We start from the raw sequence: 26,706 nt of genomic DNA, 5'->3' as shown, positions 1-26,706 counted from the left end.
AACCGCATTAATTACACTTTGTAAGTAGGGACATGAAAATTATTCGTATCTATTTTTTCATTTATGCCTTTTCCTGCTTATTTTTATCAAGTTATGCCTCTGCGACTTTACACTCTGCAGAACAAAAAAACGATAATGTGACAGCGACAGCGTCTATTCCCAATGAACAGATTTGGGTCGACCGCTGGCAGCGTCAACTCACCCAAACATTTAACCTTCAAGCGCAAACTATTGATGGTTGGTTTATTGATGCGCCTTCCACGTCTAGTGATGCAGGGGCTTCTGGAAAAATTCGCTTAGGTTGGGAGCCAAGAACACGCAACCTTGGTGAGTTTGATACCCGCTTTAAAATTAAATTATCACTTCCCTCTCTCACCAACAAAGTCGATTTGCTGCTAAGTGATGATGAAGATGAAGCCACCGAAGACCAGATAAAAGTCAGTCGTGAAATTGAAAATAGGTCACAGTCCACTACCCTTGCACTGCGTTTTTATAGCCCTAGATTTAAGAATGTTAGTTACCGTTTGGGTGTAGGGCGACGCGACCAAGTATTTGCTCGCGCTACGTATCGTAATATTCATTCTTTTAACCAACAAACTAACTTACTCTACGACACCCAAGTGAATTACTATAATCGTGACTACTTAGGTGTCGAGGTAGGCGCTTCATTATTATATGAACATGATGGCCAAAAACTTGATAAATTGAAACATCGCTTCTACTACTCAGATAAACGTGATGAATTGAGATGGCATACAGAAACACAGCGCTACTATCGACTAGATCTGCAATCCACATTGGTATACACCTTGTTTGTACAAGGTACGACACAACCTAACGCGCATACAGAACAAGTCTTTTTAGGCGCTAAATTACGCAGTAACCCAATGCGTAAGTGGTTATTTTTTGAAATTGAACCATTTGTGGCATGGCTCGATAAAGAAGATTTTGAACCCTCTTATGGCATCGCTCTTCGTTTTGAAGCCTTCTATGGTGAAGGCGCTCACTATCAGTTTTAGTCTTTTGAGATAATGTTTGATATCGATTTAACCCACAATATCGCACCTAAAACAAAAGCAGTAGATGCGTAATAAATTGGCATATCATTCAATACAAATAAAACCCCAATTACACATCCCGTTGAGCCTAACATACCATATAACGTGGATTTTTGGTGAGTCACTTGTTGTGCTTTTAGTGCTTCGTGGTGCTGTCGTTGTAGTTCTGGTAACGCTTTAAGTTGATTCAACGTATTAAATACTAGATCTGGCATATCGGGTAATTTTTCAGCCCAAAACGGCGCGTTGTTTTTCACTTTAGTATATAACGCTTTAAAACCAATTTGTTCGTTCATCCAGTTTTCTAAAAATGGTTTCGCTGTAGACCATAAGTCAAGCTGGGGATATAAGTGACGACCTAAGCCTTCAATATAAAGCAGAGTTTTTTGTAATAGCACCAGCTGTGGCTGAACAACCATATTAAAACGCCGTGCTGTATTAAAAAGTTGTAGCAAAACATGACCAAAGGAAATTTCATCTAGGGGTTTTTGAAAAATAGGATCGCACACAGCGCGAATTGCCATTTCTAAATCGTCAACGTTAGTATTTGAAGGCACCCAACCAGAATCCACATGCAATTCAGCTACCTTACGATAATCTCGATTAAAGAAGGCAATGAAATTTGCAGCCAAATAATGTTTATCTTCAGCATTTAATGTGCCGACTATACCGTAATCAATCCCAATATAGTGGGGATCATCAGGCGTTTCTTTACTAACAAAAATATTGCCTGGGTGCATATCTGCATGGAAAAAGCTATCTCGAAACACTTGGGTAAAAAAGACTTCAACCCCTCGCTCCGCGAGTTTTTTCATGTTCGTACCTTGGGCCTTTAAAGCCTCAATATCGGACACAGGGATCCCATAAATTCGCTCAATCACAATAACATCATGAGTACAATAATCAGTGTAAAAATGCGGCACAAATAAGGCGTTTGACTCGGCAAAATTATGCTTTATCGCCATACCATTAGTCGCTTCACGGACTAAATCCAACTCGTCAAAAATGGTTTTTTGATATTCTTCAACCACCTCAACAGGCCGCATCCGCTTACCATCTGGCAACCACTTTTGTACCACCGCAGCAATACTCCGTAGTAACTCAACATCAGACTCAATGATTGGTTTAATACCTGGACGAATGACTTTTATCACAACGTCATCACCACTTTCTTTGAGCCTCGCTGTGTGGACTTGCGCAATCGACGCTGACGCTAAAGGAACGGGATCAAAATCAGTAAATAAGTCATCAATACGCTTAATTTTCAACGAATCTAAAATGGTCTGTTCTGCGATTTTGCCATCAAAAGGGACAACATTATCTTGTAAAATAGCTAATTCGTCGGCGATATCCGCAGGAATTAAATCGCGTCGGGTTGATAACATTTGACCAAATTTAATAAAAACAGGGCCTAACGATTCCAATGCCAAACGTGCTCGTTCACCTCGCGATTTATCTTGATGACGATTACGTAACCAAAATACAGCGTGCCTACCCGTTCTAGCATACCAAGGGATCCAATGTGGAGGGATTAAATCATCTAATCCAAATTGTAAAATAACTTTAGCTATTTGATAAAAACGCCTAGAGGCCATATTATTTTACATCCTGCTGTTGTGCTTGTTGTGCTTGTTCTAATCGTTGAATGCGTGCTGTGAGTCTGTCACACCAATAACGGGTATCCGTCACCTCATCACTAAAATGTGCTAGCGCAAGTGGTGATGCAACCAGCCGCTTTTCTTCAATCAATGCTTCGCCCACTGTAACTTCTACATGTTGCTTCAAGTACGCCACATAATTTTTAATTGAGTTAGCTCCTCCCATCAAAGTGTGGGCAGGTACATCACCCAATTTATGGGTCAACATTTCTGTGAGATCGATATCAAGATTATTTGCCAGCGCACTCACATTTTGAGCAACAGCTAAATCTCCTTCAATATCAAGCTTATCTTCTTTGATCAAGCGCGTAAGTTGATTCGCGTTACGCATTTCTGATAATGCTGAGATATGTATCGTTAAGTGGCAATCACAAATATCCGCTGCCACTTCAATCTCATTTTGAGGGAGTGTTTCTGGAATACTAATATCAATGCGTGAATCACTAAAATACAAATGAACTGTCAAATGCATAGGCAAAAGAGTGATGCCTAAGGACCTGCCTGCTAAGGGCGCCAAATAGGTCTGATAGTCATTATCCCATCGCATCAACTCATTAGCACTTAACTCAGCAGCGCCTGATAATAACTGAGTGATGGGCATTAATATTTAAATCCACGGTGCAATGCCACTATACCACCGGTTAAATTAGTATAAGACGTACCTTCAAAACCAGCTGTTTGCATCATTTGTTCTAAAGTATCTTGATCAGGATGCATACGGATGGACTCGGCTAAATAACGATATGAATCTTCATCATCTGCAATGAGTTTGCCCATTTTAGGTAATAAATGAAATGAATAAGTATCGTAGATCTTTTCTAATGCTGAAGAGGTTGGCTTTGAAAATTCAAGCACTAATAAACGACCACCCGGTTTAAGTACACGATAAATTGATGCCAATGCATTTTCTTTATGTGTCACATTACGTAAACCAAACGCCATTGTAACAATATCAAAATGATTATCTGGAAATGGTAGGGCTTCTGCATTTGCTTCGACATACTTGATGTTGTCGACTAATCCCATATCACGTAGTTTATCTTTACCTACTTCTAACATCGACGGATTAATATCAGATAGGGTCACTGAACCGGTGGGTCCCACAATACGAGAAAACTTTGCCGTTAAGTCACCTGTACCCCCCGCTAAGTCTAGAATTTGTTGTCCTTTTCTAGCACCTGAACAATCAATCGTATAACGTTTCCAAATACGATGGATCCCCATCGACATCACATCATTCATAATATCGTATTTCGCCGCCACAGAATGAAATACGTCTGCAACTAAGGATTCTTTCTGTTCGGTATCAACCTGAGTAAAACCAAAATGAGTTTTACTTCCTGCGACTGAAGCAGGTTGAGTTTCGGAAGTTGCGTTATTGTCAGACATTAAAGGTATCCCACATTGTCAGGTAAAAACAAAAAGCTGATTACATAATGTGAAAAAATACGAAAATATGCACGTATAATCGCGCAATTTTGAAAGGTAAGTCAGCTACAATTTATTGTTAAATAGTACACAAAAGCCCATTTGAAATAAAGGCATTTAAATGTTTGCTTATCCATCTACAATGACCTGATAGTGAAAATAAAAGCGGATCAGATGAGACCATTTAACAATGTATAAGAAATACTGTTATGCAAATGATCTGAAACTAGGTATACACTCTATTATGTTTATCATCAATTTATCGGCGATATCGAGTTATTTATGGAAAAATTCAGTGCTATTTATGCCCGAGCAGTAAAACGTAAAGGTAGTGAAGCTATGCTGCAATCTCTGCTTACTGCACCTAAAACTCACAGACAATTAGTCAACACCGATAGCAGTCGGGTACTGGCAGAAATGACTAAGAAAGTCTTTCAATCTGGTTTTGTGTGGCGCGTAGTTCGCCAAAAATGGCCGCATTTTGAAGAAGTATTTTGGGACTTTAATATCGAAAAGATCCTGATGATGCCAGATGAAATGCTGGAGAAAAAAGCGACCGATCCTAAAATCATCCGGAATTTATCCAAAGTAATGACGATTCGCGCTAATGCCTCGATGTTGCATGATATTGCAGTAGAATACGGTAGCGTAGGGCAATGGCTCGCGGATTGGCCAGAAGAGGATATCATTGGATTGTGGGCATATTTAAAACAACATGGTGCGCGGCTTGGAGGTAATACTGGCCCTTATGCGCTCAGAGCAATAGGCAAAGATACATTCCTGCTATCGCGCGATGTGGAAGGGTATTTTCGAGCGCATAAGCTCATTGATGGTGGACTAACGTCTAAACGGAGTCTTACCACCATCCAACAGACATTTAATCAATGGCGTAAAGAGTCAGGGTTATCCTTACAAGAAATTAGCATGACTATTGCTTACGCCACCGGCGATAATGCTGTGGGTATGGCTTAATCCGACTCACTCGGCCACGCCATAGCCCATGGCACATAACTCATGTGCTTAAGCAGCAATACCACTGTGACGTAATAAAGCATCGACTGACGGTTCACGTCCTTTGAAATCGACAAACAATGCCATGGGTTCTTTACTGCCACCCATTTGCAAAATACTCTCTAAGAAACGACGTCCCGTTTTCGCATCAAAGATCCCATTTTCTTCAAATGAAGCGAAGGCGTCTGAAGATAATACTTCCGCCCATTTATAACTGTAATATCCAGCAGCATAACCGCCGGCAAAAATATGTCCAAAACTATTTTGGAAACGGTTAAACTCTGGTGGTGTTAATACCGAAATCTCTTTTCTGACCTCATTTAAAAACGCCTGCACATCGACACTTTCAGTTTGCATGTGTAACGTGAAATCAAATAAGCTAAATTCTATTTGACGCAGCATCTGCATTGCCGATTGGAAGTTTTTTGCCGCCAGCATTTTATCTAGCAGCGCCTTAGGGAGTGGCTCACCAGTGTCTACATGCCCAGAAATAAATTGTAACGCCTCCGGCTGCCAACACCAGTTTTCTAAAAACTGACTAGGTAATTCGACCGCATCCCAAGCAACCCCGTTAATGCCTGACACCCCTGAGACCTCTATCTTCGTCAACATATGGTGAATACCATGACCAAACTCATGAAACAAGGTCACCACTTCATCATGCGTAAAGCATGCAGGTTTACCATCCACCGGCCCAGAGAAATTGCATGTCAAATACGCCACAGGATGCTGAAGGCTCCCATCGACTTTACGACGCTTGACGCGACATTCGTCCATCCATGCACCGCCACGTTTCTTAGCTCGCGCATATAAGTCTAAGTAAAAACTGCCGCGATACTCATCATCACTATCCACAATATCAAAGAAACGCACATCACTATGCCAAGTATCCACATCCTTTCTTTCAGTAATCTTTAAACCATAAAGACGCGATACCACTTCAAACAACCCAGGAACGACATGTGTTTCAGGAAAGTAAGGACGTAGCTGTTCATCACTAATCGCATACTTCTCTTGCTTAAGTTTTTCAGAGTAATAGCCAATATCCCAAGCTTGTAACTCAGTACGACCATAATGCTCAGCTGCAAAAGCGTTAACTTCGGCTAGGTCGGCTTGTGCCTGAGGTTTTGATTGGCGTGCCAAATCATGTAAAAACGATTGAACTTGGTCAGTAGATTCGGCCATTTTTGTCGCAATAGAACGCTGTGCATAATGCTCAAAGCCCAATAAATTTGCGATCTTAGTGCGTAAAGATAAAGTTTCTTCAATGATCGCAGTATTATCAAAATCACCACCATATGGCCCCATTTCAGAAGCGCGCGTCACGTAAGCACGATACATTTCTTCTCGCAATTCGCGATTATCTGCATAACTCATAATGGGTAAATAACTGGGGATATCAAGCGTAAATAACCAACCTGCCAAGTCATTTTGGCTCGCTAATTGTGCCGCAGCGGCTTTGGCTGAATCGGGTAATCCCGCAAGCATCTTTTCATCGGTAATATGCTTTTTAAATGCCATTGTTGCATCGAGTACTTGATTAGAAAAGGTCGATGATAGCTCAGACAAACGCGCTTGGATCTTGCCATACTCCGTTTTTTTCTGCGCATCTAACGCGATACCGGATAGGGTAAAGTCTCGCAACGTGTTGGTGATCATTTTTTGCTGTGCCATATCTAAGTTGGCAAACTCATCTGATTCACTTAAGGTCTGATAAAGCTTAAATAATCCTTCATGTTGACCTACCCAAGTGCCGTATTCAGATAATAACGGTAAACAAGCATCATGAGCTTCACGCCATTCATCGTTACTAAGTACTGAATTCATGTGTGATACCGGTGACCACAAATTACTTAATTGTGTATCAACTTCATCTATCTCTAAAAACACACCAGCATAACTAGCGTCTTGTCTCTCAACAACCGCTTCAATTGCAGCTTTACAATCGTTAATTGCAGCGGTGATAACAGCCACAATATCAGTTGCTTGGATGGCGGAAAAATTGGGTAAACCATCATCAGTAAACCAAGTCGCAGCGACAGAAGAAGACATAAATATTCCTTAAATACGAAAAACAAAATAATTGCTATATACCCTATTTAAGGTTATTTCATTAAAACTCAATGCCAAGTCAATGATTTGAGGTTGCTTCATTTTATAAAATCATTGCGTAATTGTGCTTTTGCCGCGGAATACCCATTGGATTTTTTATCATTTTACGCCACACTACGTCATGATTGTTTCAATGAATATTGATTAGCGTACGTACTTAGTCATACATAACGCTTTTTCCCTGTGATAAATAAATTAAGGATTTATATGCACACATTTGATTATATTTGTATTGGTGGTGGTAGTGGTGGTATTGCTTCTGCGAACCGTGCTGCAAAGCATGGTAAAAATGTCGCTTTGATTGAAGCGAAAGCCATCGGCGGCACCTGTGTCAATGTGGGCTGTGTTCCGAAAAAAGCGATGTGGTTTGGTGCCCAAGTAGCCGAAGCCATTCATCGTTATGCACCGGACTATGGATTTGATGTCAAAGTGAATGCGTTTAGTTGGCCAACATTAGTCGCTTCGCGCGAAGCTTATATTGAACGAATTCACCAATCTTATGATCGCGTTTTGGGAAATAATGGGATCACAGTGATTAACGGTTTTGCTAAATTTATCGATAATAACGTCCTCGAAGTGAACGGTGAGCAATATAGCGCACCACATATCAGTATTGCGACCGGTGGTTACCCAATCATTCCTGAAATTGAAGGCGGAGATTTAGGGATCACTTCTGATGGTTTCTTCGACTTATTAGAACAACCCAAACGTGCTGTTGTTGTAGGAGCAGGTTACATCGGTGTGGAACTGGCTGGCGTATTACATTCATTAGGCACCGACACCACACTCGTTGTCCGCAAAGAAAAGCCGCTACGTAATTTTGATGATACGATCAGTGATACCTTGGTAGATATTATGGCCGAAGAAGGACCTAAACTCATTAATCATGCTGAGGTCACTAAAGTCATTAAGCAGAATGATAATAGTTTACTGGTCAGCCTCTCCAATGGTGATAATATCGAGACTGATACACTGATTTGGGCTATTGGTCGTGCACCAGCAAATGACAACATTGGTCTAGAACATACCGATATCAAACTGGACGAGCGCGGCTACATCGTGGTCGATGAATATCAAAATACCACGGCACAAGGGATATATGCCTTAGGTGATAACATTGGCAAAATTGATTTAACGCCCGTTGCCGTTAAAGCAGGACGATTATTATCAGAACGTTTATTTAACGGGCAGACTAATGCAAAAATGGATTATACGTTAATTCCAACTGTCGTATTCTCTCATCCACCGATTGGCACAATGGGTTTAACCGAAGCAGAAGCAATAGCTGAGCATGGCAAAGACAATGTTAAAGTCTATAATTCAAGCTTTGGCGCCATGTATACCGCGGTGACGCGTCATCGCCAAGCGACGACAATGAAACTCATTTGTGCTGGTGAAAATGAAAAAGTCGTTGGTATTCATGGCATTGGACATGGAATGGATGAAATTTTACAGGGCTTTGGTGTCGCTTTAAAAATGGGTGCAACGAAAGCTGATTTTGATGCATGTGTCGCCATTCACCCCACTAGCGGTGAAGAGTTCGTTACGTTAACCTAAAATAAATAGTCGAGGCCGTTATTTGGCCTCTACTTATTTAGAAAAATAATAATTACTACCTATAGGATACTTCTCATGGAGCTTTCTACTAACCCAATCATTCGTTTTATCGAGCGTGCTGGTCAAAAAATTCCCGACCCTATCCTCATTTTTATTTATTTCTTTGTTTTTGCATTTATCCTGACTGCAGTGATTGGTGGTCTTACTTTTGAAACGACTGCCGCTGATGGTTCGACTATCACCCATACGATTAAAAATATGGCTCATTCCGAACACATCGTATGGCTGTTTGACAATGCTTTAGTTGCTAATTGGCTCGCATTTGGCGGTGGTGTGCTAGGGGTTATTTTAATCGTGATGCTAGGCGTCGGCGTAGCCGAATATTCTGGCTTATTTGGGACCTTAATCAAAAAAATGGGCACCAGGATCAGTCAGCGTTTTTTAGTCCCCTCTTTAGTCTTTTTAGGCATTATGAGCTCTATCGCCACCGATGCTGGATATTTAATTTTGATCCCTTTAGCCGGCTTATTATTTGCTGGTTTAGGTAAAAACCCATTAATTGGTATGGCAGCTGCATTTGCGGGCGTATCGGCAGGCTTTAGTGCTAACTTGATCCCCGCGACACCTATTGATGTCATCATCGGTATGAATGCAAAATTATTTGCCGAAAGCCAAGGCGTGCCATTCTCCAACGCTGCCGGTGAAGCACTCACACCCGCCACTATGCACTATTTTTTCATTCTTGTGTCCACATTCTTACTGGTCGGTTTAGGTACTTGGGTCACCAATAAGTTTGTCGCACCGCGTCTTGAAAATGATGAATTCGAGCTGCCTGAAAATATCAATTTATCTGATTTTTCTATCAGTGAAGCTGAATCAAAAGGTTTAAAAGCTGCCGGTATTGGTTTTGTATTGGCTTTATTGGTATTAATTTTGATGGCAATAGGACCGCTTGCGAGCTTTGAAAATGAAGCGGGCAAAACAGTCACGCCATTTACTGATAATATTATATTGTTGATTACCTTTGTTTTTGTCGTGATCGGTGCAGCATATGGTTTTGCCGCGGGCACCTTTAATAACTTAATGGATGTCATCAAAGCGATGATAAAACAATCCAATACCATGGGTTACATAATGGTATTGACCTTCTTTTGTTATAACTTTTTAGGATTGTTGGGTTATTCTGGATTAGGTACTTACATTACTTATTTAGGTGCTAGCTTCCTCGAAGCATTAGGTCTACAACAATTCCCTGTGTTATTAATTATTGGTTTTATCTTAACAACATCATTAATTAATTTATTCGTCGGTGGGCTGACATCAAAGTGGATGTTACTCGGCCCTATTTTTGTCCCAATGCTATATCAAGTAAATCCTGCGATGACACCCGATCTGGTTGCTGCCGCCTATCGCGTTGCCGATTCATCTACCAACATTATCACTCCAATGATGGTCTATTCAGGTGTTATTTTAGCATTTATGCGCAAATATAAGCCAAGTTTGACCTTTGGTGATCTGATTATCATGATGTTACCTTATTCGGTGGTATTCTTATTTTTCTGGTCACTATTATTAATTGGATTTTTCACATTTAACATTCCATTAGGGTTTTAGTTTTACTCAATGGCTTGTGACGTATAATGTGTAAAGCGAACGATGAACCAGGTATTGAGTCATCAATTTTGTTCATCATTCGCCCTCTGTGACTCCCTTTCACATTAGTGTATAGTCTGATGTGATATTACTGCTATGGAATAATAACAATGAATAATTTCCCACAGCGTTTGCGTATGAATTTTTTAAGCAGCGCACTTGTACTCTCCAGTGCCTTATTAACACATACGGCATTCGCATCAACGACTGATAATACCTCATCTACTGACTCTGAAACGGTAACAACAGAGAAACGTTTTGCCGATTGGGATGTGTTGAACCCTGCTTTTCCATTAAATGAAATCAATGTAAAAAGTAACGAACTCACCTGGGCAAGTTTAGATGTCACACCGGATGGCAAGCACATCGTCTTTGATACCTTAGGTGATATTTTTATCAGTAGTATTGAAGGGGGTGACGCTCAGCCATTGACCCAAGATTTTGCTTGGAACATTCACCCCGCAGTAAGCCCTAATGGTAAACAAATCGCGTTTATTTCAGATCGTGATGGATTATCCAATGTTTGGGTCATGAATAGAGACGGAACTGAACTGCGCCAAGTGACAAAAGAAAAGAACAACATCATCCATGCCCCCAAATGGAGCCCCGATGGTGAGTATATACTGGTCACTAAAGGCATTATGTCTAGTCGCAGTATTCCTGCTGGTGAAATCTGGATGTACCATCATACTGGCGGTACCGGATTAGCCATAAAAAAACGTGTCAATGGGCTTAAGGATCAAAAGAATATCGCCGATCCTGCTTTCTCTCATGATGGCCAATATATTTACTTCACCCAAGATATTACGGGCGGTTTTCGCTTCAATTACAACCGTGACCCATTAACATCCATTTTTGCGATTACGCGTATTAACCGTGAAAATGGCGAAGAGGAGCGTTTTATATCAGGCACTGGTGGCGCAGTTGTGCCTACACCTTCTCCTGACGGTCGTTATGTCGCATTCATTCGTCGTATTCAAGAGAAAACCGCATTGTTTTTGAAGGACTTAGAAACGGGATCCGAGCGTGCTATTTACCATGATTTAGAACGTGATATGCAGGAAGGTTTTGGTAGCGAGGGGTATTTCAGTTATTTCGATTGGACCCCAGATAGCCAAGAACTGGTTTTTTGGACCGCGGGTAAAATTCATCGTCTCAACATTAATGACCAATCCTTAAACACCTTAAATATTAATCTAAATAGTAATCTTAAATACGCTGATGCGGTGCGCTTTGACGTTAATGTAGCACCGGATAATTTTGACACTAAAATGCTACGCTGGTCACAAAAATCACCTGACGGTAAAAAAGCATTATTCCAAGCCTTAGGTAAACTCTACATTCGTGATCTACAGTCAGGCAAAACTAAGCGCCTGACCAAACAAAATGAGCATGATGAATACTATCCTCGTTATGCTAACGATGGTAAATCAATTGTTTACACCACGTGGCATGACCAAAAACTCGGGGCGGTTCGCATCGTTTCTGCCAAAGGCGGTAAAGGTGACATTATCACTTCACAACCGGGTCATTATGTTGAGCCAGCATTTTCACCTGATGGTAAAAAAGTGACGTATCGTAAATTCACCGGTGGCTATTTACTCGACCCTGCCTACTCAATTGAGCCTGGCTTGTATGTACTTGATCTCGACACTAAAGCCACAACTCGTATCAGTAAACAAGGGATGCAACCACATTTCTCTGGCGCTAATGATCGTGTCTATTTCACTGAATATGTCTCAGGCACCCCTTACAGTGAGACGCAGTTATCCAGTGTGAATTTAGCTGGTGAAGACAAACGCACTCACTTATATGGGGCGGATAAAGTCAGTGAGTACCGACTATCACATGATAATAAATGGGTCGCATTTGTGTATCAATACAACACCTATGTGGTGCCATTTGTAGAAAATGGTCAGAAAATTACCATCAGTCCAACAATGACTTCCTTACCGGTCACACAAATCTCGGCTCGTGCAGGGGAATATCTAAACTGGGCGCCGGATAATGACAGCCTAACCTGGTTCCATGGTCCCTATTTATTTGAGCAATCTTTAGCAGAAGCGTTCGCATTTGTGGAAGGCGGCAGTGAAGAAAATGCTGCTCCTATTACAGAAGGATTATCACTATCGTTTACCCAAAAGAGTAAAAAAGCGACCGGATATACGGCGATTGTTGGTGGTAATGTAGTGACGATGCGCGATGCCAACGAGAAACAAGAAGTTATCGAAAATGGTGTGGTACTAATCAATGGTAATGTCATTGAAGCGGTTGGTCCGATGAATGGGATTACGATACCTGAAGGTGCATTAGTCATCGATGCTCAAGGTAAAACGGTAATACCCGGTCTAGTGGATACGCATGACCATGGTTCGCAAGGACGTAATGAGATCATTCCGCAACAAAACTGGTCACAATTTTCCAAGCTAGCGTTTGGTGTGACTACCATCCATGACCCGTCTAATGATACGACTGAGATGTTCGCGGCTGCTGAATTGCAACGCGCAGGGTTACGCATTGGTCCTCGCTTATACTCCACCGGCACAATTTTATATGGTGCTGAGGGCTTAGGTTACAAGGCGATTATTAATGATTTCGAAGACGCTTATTTCCATGTACAACGCTTAAAAGATGTCGGTGCGATTTCAGTCAAATCCTATAACCAACCGCGCCGTGATCAACGTCAATGGGTTCTACAAGCCGCTAGAGAACTAGACATGATGGTAGTGCCAGAAGGTGGTGGTAAATTACAGCAGAATCTATCGATGCTCGTTGATGGCCATACAGGTTTAGAGCATTCGTTACCCATCGCTAGAGGGTATGACGATCTGACTCAATTATGGGGGGCGACTAAATTTGGCTACACGCCAACATTTGTCGTGTCTTATGGTGGATTAATGGGTGAAGAATATTGGTATGACAGAACCAATGTGTGGGAAAATGAACGTTTATTACGTTATACCCCACATACTATTTTGGACCGCCGCTCTATTCGCCGTCCAACGGCACCCGATAATCAATATAATCATATTGAAGTGGCGACCTATGCCAAGACCTTGAGAGACAACGGAGTGGGTGTACATATTGGCGCCCACGGTCAACGTGAAGGGCTTGCTGCTCATTGGGAGTTATGGATGATGGAACAAGGTGGCTTTACGCCTTGGGAAGCATTACGTGGCGGTACGATTGATGGCGCCCGTCATTTAGGTATGGATAAGCAAATTGGTAGTATTGAAGTTGGCAAGATTGCCGATTTAGCGATTATTGACGGGGATGTCTTAGCTGACTTGAAACGCAGTGAATATGTGACGCATACGGTAATTAATGGGCGCGTATTTGAAGCAGCGACAATGAAGGAATTAGGGACTGATAACGTGCCAGCTCCATTCTTCTTTACGGATCAAAATAACCAGTTCTTACCAGAGGCTACAAAACGCCAAATCGATGCCAAAGCTGAAAAGTATCACTGGGTACATTAAGTTATATTTATCTAATATGAATAGCACGCATTGGACTTCTAACGAAGACACCAATGCGTGATTTTTTGGTCTTTTAAAAATGATTCGGCACCTGCACCTTGTAACAGTGCTAGCGTAGCTAGCAAACCAGCTTGGGTGCAATTTTCACCTGCGACAGTGACCGAACGCGGTGCATCCATTACTGGGTAGCCCGTGTGTGGTGATAACACATGGCCATAGCGAACACCATCTTTTAATAAGTAACGTTTTGCGTCACCACTCGTCGCAAGTCCGCCTTGAGCAATTTTGACCATCATCTGAGTCTGTTCTTCTGGATTAGGATGTTCGATACCCACTTGCCAATAAGGTAACGTTTTTCTAGGCTGTGTCACGCTGATATCTCCGCCAAAGTTTATCAATACAGAAAAATCCGGCAGTTGCTGACGAGCAATTTGAATACATTTATCGACCGCATATTCTTTACCAATGCCACCCAAATCCAAGGCAAACCCGGGTAATAAATGAATGTATTTTTCATTTAAGGTAACATGATGCCAACCTATACAGGCCAAACATGCATCAATCACTGATTGGGAAGGAAGGTTGTCACTACCATCAAATTGCCATACTTTACCTAAGATACCACTAGTAATATCAAAGCGTCCTTGACTTAATTCGTAACAAGTATTGGCTAAGTTAAGCAACTCAAATGTTTCGGAGTCAATCTCAACTCGTCTTCCTCGTGCATGGTTAATTTCATAGATAATATTATCATCTCGATAACGTGAATATTTATCTTCTATTCGCCATGCTTCCTCAGCAATTGCCGAAACCAGTTTATACGCCTCATCCCATAAAGAATGACGTGGCGATATATCACTGCTCTCGGCAATATCGATTAATACCTCACAAGGCGATGCCATTGCTTGAAAGTAACCGCAAAGATGGTCTTGGCGTTGCTCTATATTAATCTCACGAGTCAATGTGCTACTCATACTTATCACTTACTAGATGGGTACATTTTAAAATTGATAATTAAATTGTACCATCATTGCTTTCACACTTGGATATAAGTCTAAATCAGCAAGTTGGCCTGGCTCATCAAATCCTGCGTTCTTAGGGTTTTGCTGATAGTATTCCATGCGAACAGCCCAAGCATCACCATTATCTAACTGCTGACCATATTTAAGTCCGACAGTATATGCATCCATATCACCTAATCGATAATCCGCACTCGCAAAGGTTGGTAAAGGGCTATCATCCAGTATAAAAGGTTGATAAAACTCTGCAGCCGTTTGCTTATAAATTCGAATATGTGGCTGTAAATAACTATTATCTGTGATATTAAATCGTAATCTTGATTCTAACGTGTGCGAAGTAATATCCCAATCATCGGTAGCATACCGATATGAGATATCAAACACGCCTGAATCCATTGCATACTTTGTTTGCCAGTAAACATTATGTTTGGTCCGTTGATCAGGGCGAGATTCAAACAGAGTTTGTTGGGTTTGACCCAGGTCATTGACGACTGACACAAGTTTGTATGGGTCATTTAAATAGCCGTCTGACACCGATACCCCATAATTTAACTGCATAATAGTGCGGCGGTTGATAATTTGGGTAAGTCCCAATAGTACATCTACCGTATCTTTATTTTGAGTACCGTTTCTATCTGGATAGGCATTATCATGATCATCGTCATGGTCATCATCGTAGTCATCATCATGATCATCATCGTAGTCATCACCAATATAAGTCGGTATAGGCATAACACCAAGTCGTTCAGGCGTACCTCCAACTGGATCAATTTGATCAAATTGATAAGAGAGCCCCAAAGACAATGTCGTATTTTTTTGATCAAAATCTTGCGCTAATGAACCATTCATACCTAAGGATAAATAGTCATATTCTTTAGAAGCATGCACGCCAGCAGAACCACGAAGGTTATCGCCTAAAGGCTGAGTCCATTGTGCGTTTAGCTGTACTCTAGAGTCTCTAAATGTATCATCTAGTGGTAATTCACCCGCGGCAACTGCATACCCCCCATGCCCAGATGGACGTGAAAATGTTTGTACGGTATCTTGAGGAACAGCTCCAGTTGCAGATGCACCCGTTAACCCATCGTACGTCAGTTTGCCATTAAAAATGTGGTCATCGCCAAAATCTTTCGTGGCACTGATCACGCCTTCAACTAAACTGACACGATCAGTTTCACCGTAATATAAGATCGCAGTATCAAAGCGCCATTCATTATCAACACTTTCATTTGCTAACGCCGGTGTCGAACCTAATAATGTACATGTGGCTAATGCTAAAGAGGCTGCTATATTCGTTGATGAGTTATCTAATTGCATCCACAACCTCCACCAGCAAAGGCTCTACCACCGGAAGTGGCTTCTTTAGAAAAGTAAATATGATCATCGAGTCCTAAATCAACGCCCTCAGCATTTAATGCCATTTCTTCTTTGGCCAAAAGATCACGTTCCCAAGGCTGCACACCTAAACTAGCACAGCCAATTGCTTGGGATGCTAAGAGCCCTATACATAGTAATTTATTTATTTTTTTCATGGTAAATACCTCTTTTATAAAGATGGAACTTCATTTATCAACGCCACAATGCTCTGTTCATATTGAGTTTGTTTTGCTTTAAAAAATCCCACATGGGTTAACCGTACTTGGCCGGTTTTATCTATGACATAACTACTGGGCATACCGATAACATCATATGCTTTCGCTATGTCGCCACTAGGGTTATATTCAATATGGAAGTTTGCAGGAAGTTTAGCTAAAAACGCTTCTGCTAATTTAGGGTCTTGATCAAGGTTAATGGCAAGGATCACCAGGTCATCAGCATACTTTGCCTGCATTTGGTTCATCCAAGGAAATGAGCGACGACAGGGTACACACCAAGATGCCCAAAAATCGACATATACGACTTTACCGCGCAATTGTGATAATTGCGTGATGTCAGTTGCTTGAGTAGTTTGATTAGTGAATGAAAAGGCTGATTTAAAGTTAATCGATGGTGCTGGATAATCCACAGTTTTAGCATGTGCCATTTGCTGGAAGGAGAACCCGAACAAACACACTAAAAAAGATAAAAATAAAGAACGTAATAGGTACATAATCACACTGATATAAAATTAAGATAGTGTGATAATACGACCTGAAAATTAAACGATGCTTAAGTAAAGAAAATTTTACTTAGAATGTCCACTCTAAGCCTGCCCGTAAAGTGTGATCTTTTTTATTGCCGTTAACACCTTTTATAAATGCCAATTCCCACTTGAGATGTTGTTTTGGACTAAACTTGGCAACTCCCATAAAACCTGGACCAATCCCTTGAAAATCTCGGTCACTATAAATTTCAAGCGCAGGTTGAAATGCCGGTGTAAACAAATACCGATATTGCATTCTAAATTCAGCTTCTAATACATTATTAGTATCCGCTCCAAACGTTTGTTTGGTAATGAGATTCGTTGCTAAAATAGTTCGCCCCCATTGTTTTTCATTAATAAGGCCAAGGCTTGCTTGATATTGATCTTGATGATGGTCTTTTGCGATTTCTAACAACACAGCAGTATCAGCCCAATATTGTCCTTGTTGCCCAATCATCCAACGTACTTCAATCTCGTATGCAGCGATTCCAAATTGGTCATTATTATCGCGTTTACCTAGCATAAAACCTTGCACTAGAAAGCCTTCAGCTAACGCATGCCCATAGCCAATGCGTTGGAGTAGTTCATTCCCGCTCGGCGCGTTACGCGAAACTAAACGCCATTCCACGTTTTTCTCTAAAGGTAGAATATTCGGTTTATACACTCTATCCACCACTCCAGTTGCATGGCCTTGTGAAAGGGTGACAAAACTCAATAACAGGATGGATAGCCAATAAGATCCGATGGGTAGCATACCTTTCATATTTGCTCCTTTGAGCCTGAAAAAATGTGAATGTAACACCCGTAAACGCCGACGCTGATAGCTAAACTATACAATATTAATCCAGTAATACTGACACTCGCGTGCAAACCAAAGATGTTATAGAGTAAGATCCCAAGAATTGATGCTTGATTCACCCACTCACTAAGGTCTAATACAGGTAGCAACCATGCTCCCCATAATATTTGGACCAACCAATGCTCAATCGATAGTAATTGGCCAGCAATAAATAAAACAAAAAGACACATCAACCAAGCAGAACGCTTAAGCACGAAGACGCCGATTAAAAACCACGTCATTGATAAGGCTAGACTAATGAGGAGACCCACCCCAGTGCCTGTCAATATCACTAATGCTTGACTCTGTAAGTGAAAAAATGCGCTATACAAATAAGTGATATGTGACATTAACAAAGGGAATTGCAAACAGATTAACGCACTTAATAATAGCCACTGTGAATGATCTTTATTTTGTCCCAAATAAAAAAAACGCCATGTAAAGTATACAAATCCAAGTAATGATAAAATGAAAATGGCTTCCCAATTTTGACTTAATAAGAATGATGGAAATACACCTATAATAATAGCGATACTACAAATCAATCCGACAGATACTGACACCCAACGTCGCTTTAAACCTTTAAGTTCAGGGACTAAAATATATAGAAAACTGATAAACCAACAAATCGGTAACCACGCATTGATAGCGTTAAGTATGCTACTGCTCAACATCGGTTTCCCCTTCTTTTGGCAGTGCTTGGTAACTATTTTCAGACACCACTTTAATTACCCCTCTGGCAGTATGTGGGTGGTATTCCCCCATAAAATCATATTGACCGACAGCCAGTTTTGGTAAAAATATCGTCACCGTTTGTTGTGGAAAGATCAGTTTTTCACGATTTAATATGAAACTATCAAATTGCTCTGGTGCCTCATCCTGATTCGTAATCAACAATTGGATGGGTGTTTTTTCAGGTACAACCACTTCACTGGGATAGAATAAATGAGCTTTAATCTCGATATGCTTAACAATTAACGGCGAAAAGCTGTGACCTCTCAACGGAAAAAGTAAACAACATAACGCCATTAAATATACTGTTATTCTCATGCAGATAAGCCTGCGAATACTGGTAAGGAAATATTCACTGATACCCCGCCTAGACTGTCACTCTGCATAAAAGTAATCGTACCTTCATGCAGTGCAACAATTTGCTTAACCAATGCCAGTCCCAAGCCCGCACCTTGTATATGATGATGCTCAGGGGCTCGATAAAAACGTTGGCTCATCATACTCAATGTACTTGAACTTGGGCATGTTCCTTCATTATCGATGCGTAACATCAAGCTTTTAGAAGCTTCATCAAGACTTAACCACAACATCACTTTGCCACCTACCGGCGCATATTTATGCGCATTACTCAGCACATTGCCTAATAATGATGAAAACAACTCACTTTCTGAAATGTACATAAAATCCGACGGCAGATCGCATACTAATTCAATGCTTTGTTCTTTTGCCATGAAACTTGAATAATGATCACTAATGACTTCTTGGGTCAAGGCTTCAATAGGAATAGACTGCCAGATAACCTGGTGATGTTCAGGATGGGTTTGAGAAAGTAATAAAAGTTGATTAACAATACGAGTCAACCTAGCGACTTCATTCTTTTGCGTATCAATACGACCATGATAATCCTTAGGGATTTCGTTGAGTGAATTTTGTAAGGACAATGCTAAGATACTTAAAGGTGTTCGAAGCTCATGTGCCACATTCCCACTAAAACTTTTTTCACGAGACATTCCCTGTTCGACCTCATTAAGTAACCGATTAATGGTAGCGACCACGGGGTTTAATTCGGCATAATCATGATCTAGTTCAATGGGTTGCAACGCCTGAGAAGAGCGTTTCGCTAGTAATTTTGTTAGTTGTTGCATCGGCCTCAAACCGAACTTGACAGACCCGATGATCAAAATTACCAGAATGGGTAATGCGATCAGTAATGGCCAAATAGAAGAAGCAATAAATTGATCCGTCTGGAGACCTCGTACAGATAATGAATATCCAACTATGACTTGTCTATCATTGGCTTCAAGCATAAAAACCCGCCAACGGTCATCAAGAAAATTGACATCCATAAAACCCGGTACTTGGCTCACCGGATAAGTAGGACTATTCTGTGTATGAAATAATAACTGTGTGTCTTGCCAAATTTGAATAGTTAAAAAACCATTATCTGCTGTTGATAATAACGCTTGTGAGTCAAATGAGCTTGAATCCAATGGTATTTGAATTAAGCTGTGTGCTACGGATTGTAACTCACCATCATACAACTGCTGAGTATTCAATACTAATTGTCGATAACCGCCTAAGACGGCCACCGTTACGACTAAGATCACACTGGAAAGCAGTAAAAATGTAATTAAGCGTTGAAGGGAATGCATTTAGGTCGCTGACTCTGATTTAGGAATACAATAGCCAACACCACGTATGTTGGTAATAAAATGTTCTGGTAATTTTTTTCTTAAATTATGAACATGTACTTCAATGGCATTACTCGATACCTCATGTCCCCATTCATAGAGCATACTTTCTAATTGCGCTTTTGATACGATTCGATTAGCACGCTCCATTAAAGCACGCAGCACCATAAATTCTTTGCGCCGTAATTGAATCATTGTGTCATTTACGGTGACTAGCATTGAATCGATATTTAAAGAGACTTGACTGATTTCTATGGTGGAGCTCATCACCGTACCTAAACGACGTTGCAGCACTCTTAATCTAGCCAGTAATTCCTCTAGAGCAAATGGTTTAGGCAAGTAATCGTCAGCACCAGCATCCAATCCATTAATCTTATCTGAAAGCTGTCCACGCGCAGTGAGAACCAATATAGGAATCGCTAATTGCAAAGAACGAATTTTTTTTATGACGTCTAAGCCATCTATATCCGGTAAACCTAAATCTAAAATTATAATATCAACATCACCGTTCTGTGCTGCAATAATGGCTTGTTTACCGTGGCCTAAATGCGATACAGCGTACTGTGCTTGTCGTAACGATTGGCAAATTTCATTGGCCAAGGCAATTTCATCTTCTACTAATAAGATATGCATAAAGGACTTTTTGATTGAGTATAATTAAAAAATATCATGCTTAACTTAACACAAACTTAAAGAGCATAGGAAATAGATATGCTCTCCTTTGGTCTAGTTTTTCTAATGAATTACATTTCATCTTTATAAAAACAATATAAATATCATACACATAGTGCAGCACTTTATTTGAGTTTTGATTTAACAATTCATATTTATCAATTTTAATTGGCGAAATATTATTTTTTATCTAACATTAATATTGAAAAAAAGAAGTGTGTTACAGAATTTCTTAAATACTTTTATAAAATATATAGAGTGATTAAAAAATCCACATGTTGTCGCCTTCTATTTTTACAATTGATTTTACTGACAATTAAAAAGGATTATTTATATGCAAAAAGAGTTACATTGTTTATCGCCGAGAGAATTTCAAGTCGCAAACCACATAACAAAGGGAATGACCAACCGAGCGATTGGCGATACGCTTTTTATTAGTGAAAGAACGGTTAAGTTTCATGCCGCTAATATCTACAAAAAACTTAATTTGAAAAATAGGGCAGGATTAATTTCTGGATACGTATCGGAAATGCAACGTATCGAAAAACTTAAGCTCAGCATACATTAAATAAATATAATTTTTGTTAATGAGCATTGATTTAGTGTTCATTTCTAAGCGTTATATTTATGAGTGTGGTGTTATCAATATTAGTCGTTAATATTGATAACACCTATTAGTTTTAAATCAATTAAAGTATATATCGACTTAAATCTTCATTATCCACTAACAGTTCTAAGTGACGATTAACATAATCTTTATCAACCTCTATCGCTTCACCTTGTTTCTCAGAGGCATCATAAGATATATCTTCCATCAAACGCTCCATTACGGTATGCAAACGACGTGCACCAATATTCTCCGTACGCTCATTCACTTGCCATGCTGCTTCAGCAATACGTTGAATACCATCTTGGGTAAAGTTAACACTAACGCCTTCCGTGCCAAGTAATGCCACATACTGCTCTGTTAATGAAGCGTGGGGTTCCGTTAAAATGCGTACGAAATCTTTGACTTCTAAGGCCTGTAATTCTACTCGGATAGGTAATCGCCCTTGTAATTCAGGAATTAAGTCAGAAGGCTTACTCATCTGAAACGCACCCGACGTAATAAACAGAATATGGTCCGTTTTCACCATGCCATGTTTAGTGGATACCGTCGAACCTTCAACTAAAGGTAACAAATCACGCTGAACACCTTCACGAGAAACATCTGCACTAGAGTTGCCTTCTCGTTTACAAATCTTATCGATTTCATCAATAAAGACAATACCGTTTTGTTCTAGTGATTCAATTGCCTCTTGTTTTAAATCTTCTTGATTAACTAATTTAGCCGCTTCTTCTTCCACTAAATATTTAAAAGCGTCTTTAATCGGTAGTGTTTTCTTTTTCGACTGGTTGCCTGACAAATTTTGGAACATACCTTGCAACTGGTTCGTCATATCCTCCATACCAGGAGGTGCCATGATTTCAACACCCACTTGCGGCATTGCTATATCAATTTCAATTTCTTTATCGTCTAACTTACCTTCACGTAGTTTTTTACGAAAAGCTTGGCGTGTAGACTTGTTATCTGTTTCCTGGTTATCGCCAAAAATATCTTTCGGTGGTGGTATTAATACATCTAAAATACGCTCTTCGGCAGCTTCTTCTGCTCGAAACTTCACCTTAGCAGTAGCTTGTTCTTTGGTCATCTTTACCGCGATGTCGGCTAAATCACGGATGATCGTTTCAACTTCCTTACCCACATAACCCACTTCGGTAAATTTAGTTGCTTCAACTTTTATAAAAGGCGCGTTGGCTAATTTAGCTAAACGACGTGCTATTTCAGTTTTTCCCACCCCAGTAGGACCGATCATTAAGATATTCTTAGGAGTGACTTCTTGGCGTAAATCTTCTGATAACTGCATTCTACGCCAGCGATTTCTTAGGGCAATCGACACCGCTCGCTTGGCGTCTTGCTGACCAATAATATGAGAGTCCAATTCATGAACAATTTCTCTGGGAGTCATAGCTGACATAAATATTTCCTTTGCGCTGGATGTAGGCTAGTAGTCGAGTGTTTCGACTGTCTGCGAGTGATTGGTATAAACACAGATATCGCCAGCAATCGTTAGTGATTTCGTGGCAATATCTTGAGCTGATAATTGAGTATTATCTAATAGTGCAGTGGCGGCAGATTGAGCAAAAGGCCCACCAGAACCAATAGCAATCAGATCTTTTTCAGGCTGAATCACATCACCATTTCCGGTTATTACTAATGAGGCGGTGTGATCGGCTACTGCTAGTAATGCTTCTAACTTGCGTAACATACGATCAGTACGCCAGTCCTTAGCAAGCTCCACTGCAGCTCTCGTTAGATGCCCCTGGTGCATTTCAAGTTTACTCTCAAAACGCTCAAATAATGTAAATGCATCGGCGGTCCCACCTGCAAAGCCAGCCAAGACTTTATCATGATATAAGCGACGCACTTTTTTAGCATTCCCTTTCATCACAGTATTGCCCAATGAGACTTGCCCATCTCCAGCCATTACAACTTGGTTACCACGTCGTACTGATACAATAGTAGTCACAAGAATTCCTTATTTATATAACGCACTAAAATGTGCCGAATAAGTAATATGTGGGGTAAGAATTTATAAATTTCAAGGGAAAGGCTAAGGGAAATCTGACTATAGATTCCAAAGCCAGATTTCACAAGTATTAATCTTTTGACGTTGCAATACGTGACGATCGCGTTCGGCATCACGTTTGGATTCATAGGGTCCTAATATGACTCGATACCAACCTGATTGGGTTCCTCTAATTTGCGGTTCTAACCCAACGAATGCCATGGTAGCTCGCATCGAATCAGCCTGTTCAAATATTTTAAATGAACCGCATTGCATTAAATATAATTTATCCGAAGTTGCCACTTCAGCATCGACTTCAACCTCGTAACCTGGAAGCGTCTTAATGAACTCCCATTCTTCTTCCGGAAGCTCCGGTAAAGGATCGACCTCATCAATATTCGATGTGACCGTTATCTCTTTTTGCTCATTTGTCGGTTGAATACCATCATCTTTAATAGAATATAAAAAATAAGCAAAACCGGCTAATACCAAAATCGCTAGAGCAATTTTAAGCTTTGTAAAAACACCCGAAGCACCCTTTGATTTTGGTTTTGTACGACGTGTAGACCCGGTTGATTTTTTACGAGGTGCAGGCTTACGTTTGATATAATCTTTCTGAGCCATAGGGCGAATGATACCTAAAATGGAATAATCTGGTTTATTGTAGTAATTTGCTTAATTAAAATCTATATTATCTACATCAATAGACCATCGAACACGTAACTTGTTCGCATATTTCGCATAATCATCAATAATCGTATCCAATACCTTTTGGCGTAAATTCCTGTACGGACTCTGAATAATTAACATATAGCGATGTCGAGTTTGTTTTTTCTCAATCAGACAGGGCACAGGCCCTATTGTTGAAATATTCTGCATATTGGTTAATAAGTGACGGGCAAACTGTAATAATTGCGTCGCTCTTTGGGGTGACTCGTCTTCTGCGCGCAAAATAACTTGATAAGTAAACGGTGGTAAAGCAGCTTGCTCCCGCTCGTGAAGTGCAAAACGTGCAAAATGGCCATACCCATTATTGACCAGATCCTGTAACAGGGGGTGGCCAGGTTGTGTCGTTTGTAAAAAGGTTTCCCCTGGCTTGTCTGCTCGGCCGGCACGACCAGATATTTGGGTAATTAATTGAGCCAATTTCTCAGGCGCACGAAAATCAGCACTAAATAATGCGCCATCTACATCCATAATCACCACACAAGTCACATGGGCAAAATGATGACCTTTAGCTAATATTTGTGTCCCTAATAATATCTGATGCTTACGCTGATTAACGGCCTCAATGGTCTGAGATAACGTATGTTTGCCACGCATTGAGTCGGAATCGATGCGAATAGTGGAATATTGAGGAAATAACTCATTTAGCCCTTGCTCAAGTTGCTCGGTTCCTATCCCTTGCGTAATCAGTTCTGAGGCCCCACAAACACTGCAATGATGAGGCGCACTGGCTTGGGCTAAGCATTGATGACAGACCATGCGAGATTGTGTTTTATGGTAGGTCATGGGCTTATCACATGCATGACAATCTTCTACGTGCCCACAACTTGAACATACTACCGCCGGTGCAAAACCTCTACGGTTAATAAAAAGTAATACCTGATTTCCTTGAGATAAATGCGACTGCATTACATCAAGGGTGGCTGGTGCTAAACCATAGTGAAGAGGTTGTTGGCAAATATCGATGAGATGCACTGGTGCCACAGTCGCATTACCTGCCCGTTGTTCTAATTTAAAATGCTGAAATTTTCCTGTAAGGGCGCGATGCAGACTCTCCAGTACGGGTGTCGCCGTACCTAGTACAATAGGAATACCCTGCTTCTGAGCTAGCATAATCGCTAGATCACGAGCGTGGTAACGGAGTCCGTCTTGTTGCTTAAATGAGTCATCATGTTCCTCATCGATAATGATCATTCCAAGTTCTGGCAGTGGGGTGAAAATTGCAGAACGTGTACCAATCACAATCCCGATTTGATTCAAACGAGCCTGTTGCCAAACCACTAAACGTTCTGTGTCGGTTAGCCCTGAATGCAAGACACCTACAGTGATGCCGAAACGCGATTCAAAACGCGATACCGTTTGTGGAGTCAAACCAATTTCAGGCACCAGAATCAATACTTGTTGACGTTGTTGTAGCACTTTATTAATGACTTGCAAGTACACTTCTGTTTTACCACTGCCGGTGATCCCTTCAATCAAAAAACAGCTAAACTGGTTTAATTGCGCACTTATCCCACTTATCGCCACAGACTGTTCAACGTTAGCAGGTAGCTCTGCTATATGTGCAAAGTGCTCCGCCCCTACTCGATCAAACCAACACCCAGATGTCAGCTGATGCTGCGATTCAATTAAGATCTCTTTTTTAATTAACGCATTAATTAAAGCGCTACTAAAATGCTGTTTCACTTCATCCTTGGTGAGACTATCGACAGTGCCAGACTGTGTTTTTGCTGCCACAAAACAAGCTAGCGCAAATTGTTTTGGTGCTCTTTTTAAATGAATAAATGGAACGGTCTGAGTAATATCATTACCAGGGACATTGATAGCTTGTAATGTTGGGCTCAACGCTAATACATTGATTAGAGTCGGCTGACTGGATTGCGGTTTACGTAACGCATTAGGTAAAGCTGTTTGTACCACCTCACCTAGTGGGTGCTGATAATAACTGGCTAACCAATGCAATAAACTCAACCAAGACTGAGATAACATCGGTGTATCATCTAACACGGCATCAATCGGTTTATATTTGTTTGGGTCACCTTGCTGTTCAAGAGGTATTTCATCAATAGAATTCACACACCCGACGACGACCCCGACTAAAGGACGGTTAGCAAAGCTCACTTGCACTCTCACCCCTAACTCTACGGGTTGAGCATAAGTGTAATTGAACGTTTTGCGCAGTGGGACAGGTACCGCAATTGCCAATATCGCCATAGGTTGAATTGATATTCTGTTTTTAGTAGTTAAAACACGATTATACTTGATCATTTAAGGAAGTTACATTATTATGCGCGTCCATTTTGCGAGCTACTGCACGTGCGGTAGGTCATGTTAATTATTG

The 26,706-nt window shown here is 40.7% G+C and carries 23 protein-coding genes; 6 read left to right on the top strand and 17 right to left on the bottom strand.

Annotation, left to right across the window (positions count from 1 at the left end; translation table 11 throughout):
• The first annotated feature begins 32 nt into the window (after positions 1–32).
• Positions 33–1,019 (top strand): hypothetical protein, encoded by a 987-nt coding sequence (locus tag G2999_RS12275; protein WP_010180809.1) that lies wholly within the window; start codon positions 33–35, stop codon positions 1,017–1,019.
• On the opposite strand, the gene ubiB is transcribed toward G2999_RS12275, so the two are convergent.
• From ubiB to ubiE, 3 genes are read right to left on the bottom strand one after another with little or no spacing between them, the layout of a single operon-like run.
• Positions 1,016–2,653: a ubiquinone biosynthesis regulatory protein kinase UbiB gene (gene ubiB / locus G2999_RS08760; protein WP_010180807.1), complete on the bottom strand. Its 1,638-nt coding sequence runs from the start codon at positions 2,651–2,653 to the stop codon at positions 1,016–1,018. The genes G2999_RS12275 and ubiB overlap by 4 nt on opposite strands.
• A gap of 1 nt (position 2,654) precedes the next feature.
• Complete coding sequence (locus G2999_RS08755) at positions 2,655–3,317, bottom strand: SCP2 domain-containing protein (protein ID WP_010180804.1); 663 nt, start codon at positions 3,315–3,317, stop codon at positions 2,655–2,657.
• Positions 3,317–4,105, bottom strand: coding sequence for a bifunctional demethylmenaquinone methyltransferase/2-methoxy-6-polyprenyl-1,4-benzoquinol methylase UbiE (gene ubiE / locus G2999_RS08750; protein WP_010180803.1), 789 nt, complete (start codon positions 4,103–4,105; stop codon positions 3,317–3,319). The genes G2999_RS08755 and ubiE overlap by 1 nt, the downstream gene beginning before the upstream one ends.
• A 321-nt stretch (positions 4,106–4,426) precedes the next feature.
• On the opposite strand from ubiE, the gene G2999_RS08745 reads away from it, so the two are divergent.
• On the top strand, positions 4,427–5,116 hold the full coding sequence (locus G2999_RS08745; RefSeq protein ID WP_010180801.1) for a DNA-3-methyladenine glycosylase I: 690 nt from the start codon (positions 4,427–4,429) through the stop codon (positions 5,114–5,116).
• A 48-nt stretch (positions 5,117–5,164) separates the two neighbouring features.
• On the opposite strand, the gene prlC is transcribed toward G2999_RS08745, so the two are convergent.
• Positions 5,165–7,207, bottom strand: a complete 2,043-nt coding sequence (prlC, locus tag G2999_RS08740; protein ID WP_010180799.1) for an oligopeptidase A — start codon at positions 7,205–7,207, stop codon at positions 5,165–5,167.
• 267 nt (positions 7,208–7,474) lie between these two features.
• Here prlC and gorA point away from each other — a divergent pair, with 267 nt between their 5' ends.
• The 3 genes from gorA to G2999_RS08725 all read left to right on the top strand — a co-directional run bounded on the left by gorA (position 7,475) and on the right by G2999_RS08725 (position 13,956).
• The gene (gene gorA / locus G2999_RS08735) at positions 7,475–8,824 is read left to right on the top strand and encodes a glutathione-disulfide reductase (protein ID WP_010180797.1); all 1,350 of its coding nucleotides are present in this window, start codon (positions 7,475–7,477) and stop codon (positions 8,822–8,824) included.
• A gap of 75 nt (positions 8,825–8,899) precedes the next feature.
• Positions 8,900–10,438, top strand: a complete 1,539-nt coding sequence (locus G2999_RS08730) for an AbgT family transporter (RefSeq protein WP_010180795.1) — start codon at positions 8,900–8,902, stop codon at positions 10,436–10,438.
• A gap of 149 nt (positions 10,439–10,587) precedes the next feature.
• Positions 10,588–13,956 carry an amidohydrolase family protein gene (locus tag G2999_RS08725; protein WP_010180793.1) on the top strand — a complete coding sequence of 1,123 codons (3,369 nt, stop codon included), beginning with the start codon at positions 10,588–10,590 and terminating at the stop codon, positions 13,954–13,956.
• A 38-nt stretch (positions 13,957–13,994) separates the two neighbouring features.
• Here G2999_RS08725 and G2999_RS08720 read toward each other — a convergent pair whose 3' ends face one another.
• The 9 genes from G2999_RS08720 to G2999_RS08680 all read right to left on the bottom strand — a co-directional run bounded on the left by G2999_RS08720 (position 13,995) and on the right by G2999_RS08680 (position 20,991).
• Positions 13,995–14,930: an FAD:protein FMN transferase gene (locus G2999_RS08720; RefSeq protein ID WP_010180790.1), complete on the bottom strand. Its 936-nt coding sequence runs from the start codon at positions 14,928–14,930 to the stop codon at positions 13,995–13,997.
• A 27-nt stretch (positions 14,931–14,957) separates the two neighbouring features.
• On the bottom strand, positions 14,958–16,292 hold the full coding sequence (locus G2999_RS08715) for a DUF3570 domain-containing protein (RefSeq protein ID WP_010180788.1): 1,335 nt from the start codon (positions 16,290–16,292) through the stop codon (positions 14,958–14,960).
• Positions 16,283–16,507, bottom strand: a complete 225-nt coding sequence (locus G2999_RS08710; protein ID WP_010180785.1) for a DUF4266 domain-containing protein — start codon at positions 16,505–16,507, stop codon at positions 16,283–16,285. Before G2999_RS08710 ends, G2999_RS08715 begins: the two co-directional genes overlap by 10 nt.
• Before the next feature lie 14 nt (positions 16,508–16,521).
• Positions 16,522–16,998 carry a redoxin family protein gene (locus G2999_RS08705; RefSeq protein WP_010180784.1) on the bottom strand — a complete coding sequence of 159 codons (477 nt, stop codon included), beginning with the start codon at positions 16,996–16,998 and terminating at the stop codon, positions 16,522–16,524.
• 145 nt (positions 16,999–17,143) lie between these two features.
• Positions 17,144–17,860 carry a hypothetical protein gene (locus tag G2999_RS08700; protein WP_010180782.1) on the bottom strand — a complete coding sequence of 239 codons (717 nt, stop codon included), beginning with the start codon at positions 17,858–17,860 and terminating at the stop codon, positions 17,144–17,146.
• Positions 17,857–18,609, bottom strand: coding sequence for a hypothetical protein (locus tag G2999_RS08695; protein WP_010180780.1), 753 nt, complete (start codon positions 18,607–18,609; stop codon positions 17,857–17,859). The genes G2999_RS08700 and G2999_RS08695 overlap by 4 nt, the downstream gene beginning before the upstream one ends.
• On the bottom strand, positions 18,596–18,985 hold the full coding sequence (locus tag G2999_RS12270; RefSeq protein WP_010180778.1) for a cupredoxin domain-containing protein: 390 nt from the start codon (positions 18,983–18,985) through the stop codon (positions 18,596–18,598). Before G2999_RS12270 ends, G2999_RS08695 begins: the two co-directional genes overlap by 14 nt.
• Positions 18,982–20,319 (bottom strand): ATP-binding protein, encoded by a 1,338-nt coding sequence (locus tag G2999_RS08685; RefSeq protein ID WP_010180776.1) that lies wholly within the window; start codon positions 20,317–20,319, stop codon positions 18,982–18,984. The genes G2999_RS12270 and G2999_RS08685 overlap by 4 nt, the downstream gene beginning before the upstream one ends.
• Positions 20,320–20,991 (bottom strand): response regulator transcription factor, encoded by a 672-nt coding sequence (locus G2999_RS08680; protein ID WP_010180774.1) that lies wholly within the window; start codon positions 20,989–20,991, stop codon positions 20,320–20,322.
• Between the two features lie 373 nt (positions 20,992–21,364).
• Here G2999_RS08680 and G2999_RS12265 point away from each other — a divergent pair, with 373 nt between their 5' ends.
• Complete coding sequence (locus G2999_RS12265) at positions 21,365–21,598, top strand: response regulator transcription factor (RefSeq protein ID WP_010180772.1); 234 nt, start codon at positions 21,365–21,367, stop codon at positions 21,596–21,598.
• 121 nt (positions 21,599–21,719) lie between these two features.
• On the opposite strand, the gene hslU is transcribed toward G2999_RS12265, so the two are convergent.
• The 4 genes from hslU to G2999_RS08655 form a co-directional block, all read right to left on the bottom strand.
• On the bottom strand, positions 21,720–23,048 hold the full coding sequence (hslU, locus tag G2999_RS08670) for an HslU--HslV peptidase ATPase subunit (protein WP_010180771.1): 1,329 nt from the start codon (positions 23,046–23,048) through the stop codon (positions 21,720–21,722).
• A gap of 27 nt (positions 23,049–23,075) precedes the next feature.
• Positions 23,076–23,600, bottom strand: a complete 525-nt coding sequence (gene hslV, locus G2999_RS08665; RefSeq protein WP_010180768.1) for an ATP-dependent protease subunit HslV — start codon at positions 23,598–23,600, stop codon at positions 23,076–23,078.
• 99 nt (positions 23,601–23,699) lie between these two features.
• Positions 23,700–24,263: an SPOR domain-containing protein gene (locus G2999_RS08660; RefSeq protein ID WP_010180766.1), complete on the bottom strand. Its 564-nt coding sequence runs from the start codon at positions 24,261–24,263 to the stop codon at positions 23,700–23,702.
• Positions 24,264–24,314: 51 nt separating this feature from the next.
• Positions 24,315–26,579, bottom strand: coding sequence for a primosomal protein N' (locus G2999_RS08655; RefSeq protein WP_029257478.1), 2,265 nt, complete (start codon positions 26,577–26,579; stop codon positions 24,315–24,317).
• Positions 26,580–26,706: the final 127 nt, after the last annotated feature.

The sequence above is a fragment of the Glaciecola sp. HTCC2999 genome, assembly GCF_000155775.1.
Lineage (GTDB): Bacteria > Pseudomonadota > Gammaproteobacteria > Enterobacterales > Alteromonadaceae > Opacimonas.
Note: the sequence above shows the minus strand (reverse complement) of the source record. Positions and strands in the feature narration are given on the sequence as shown.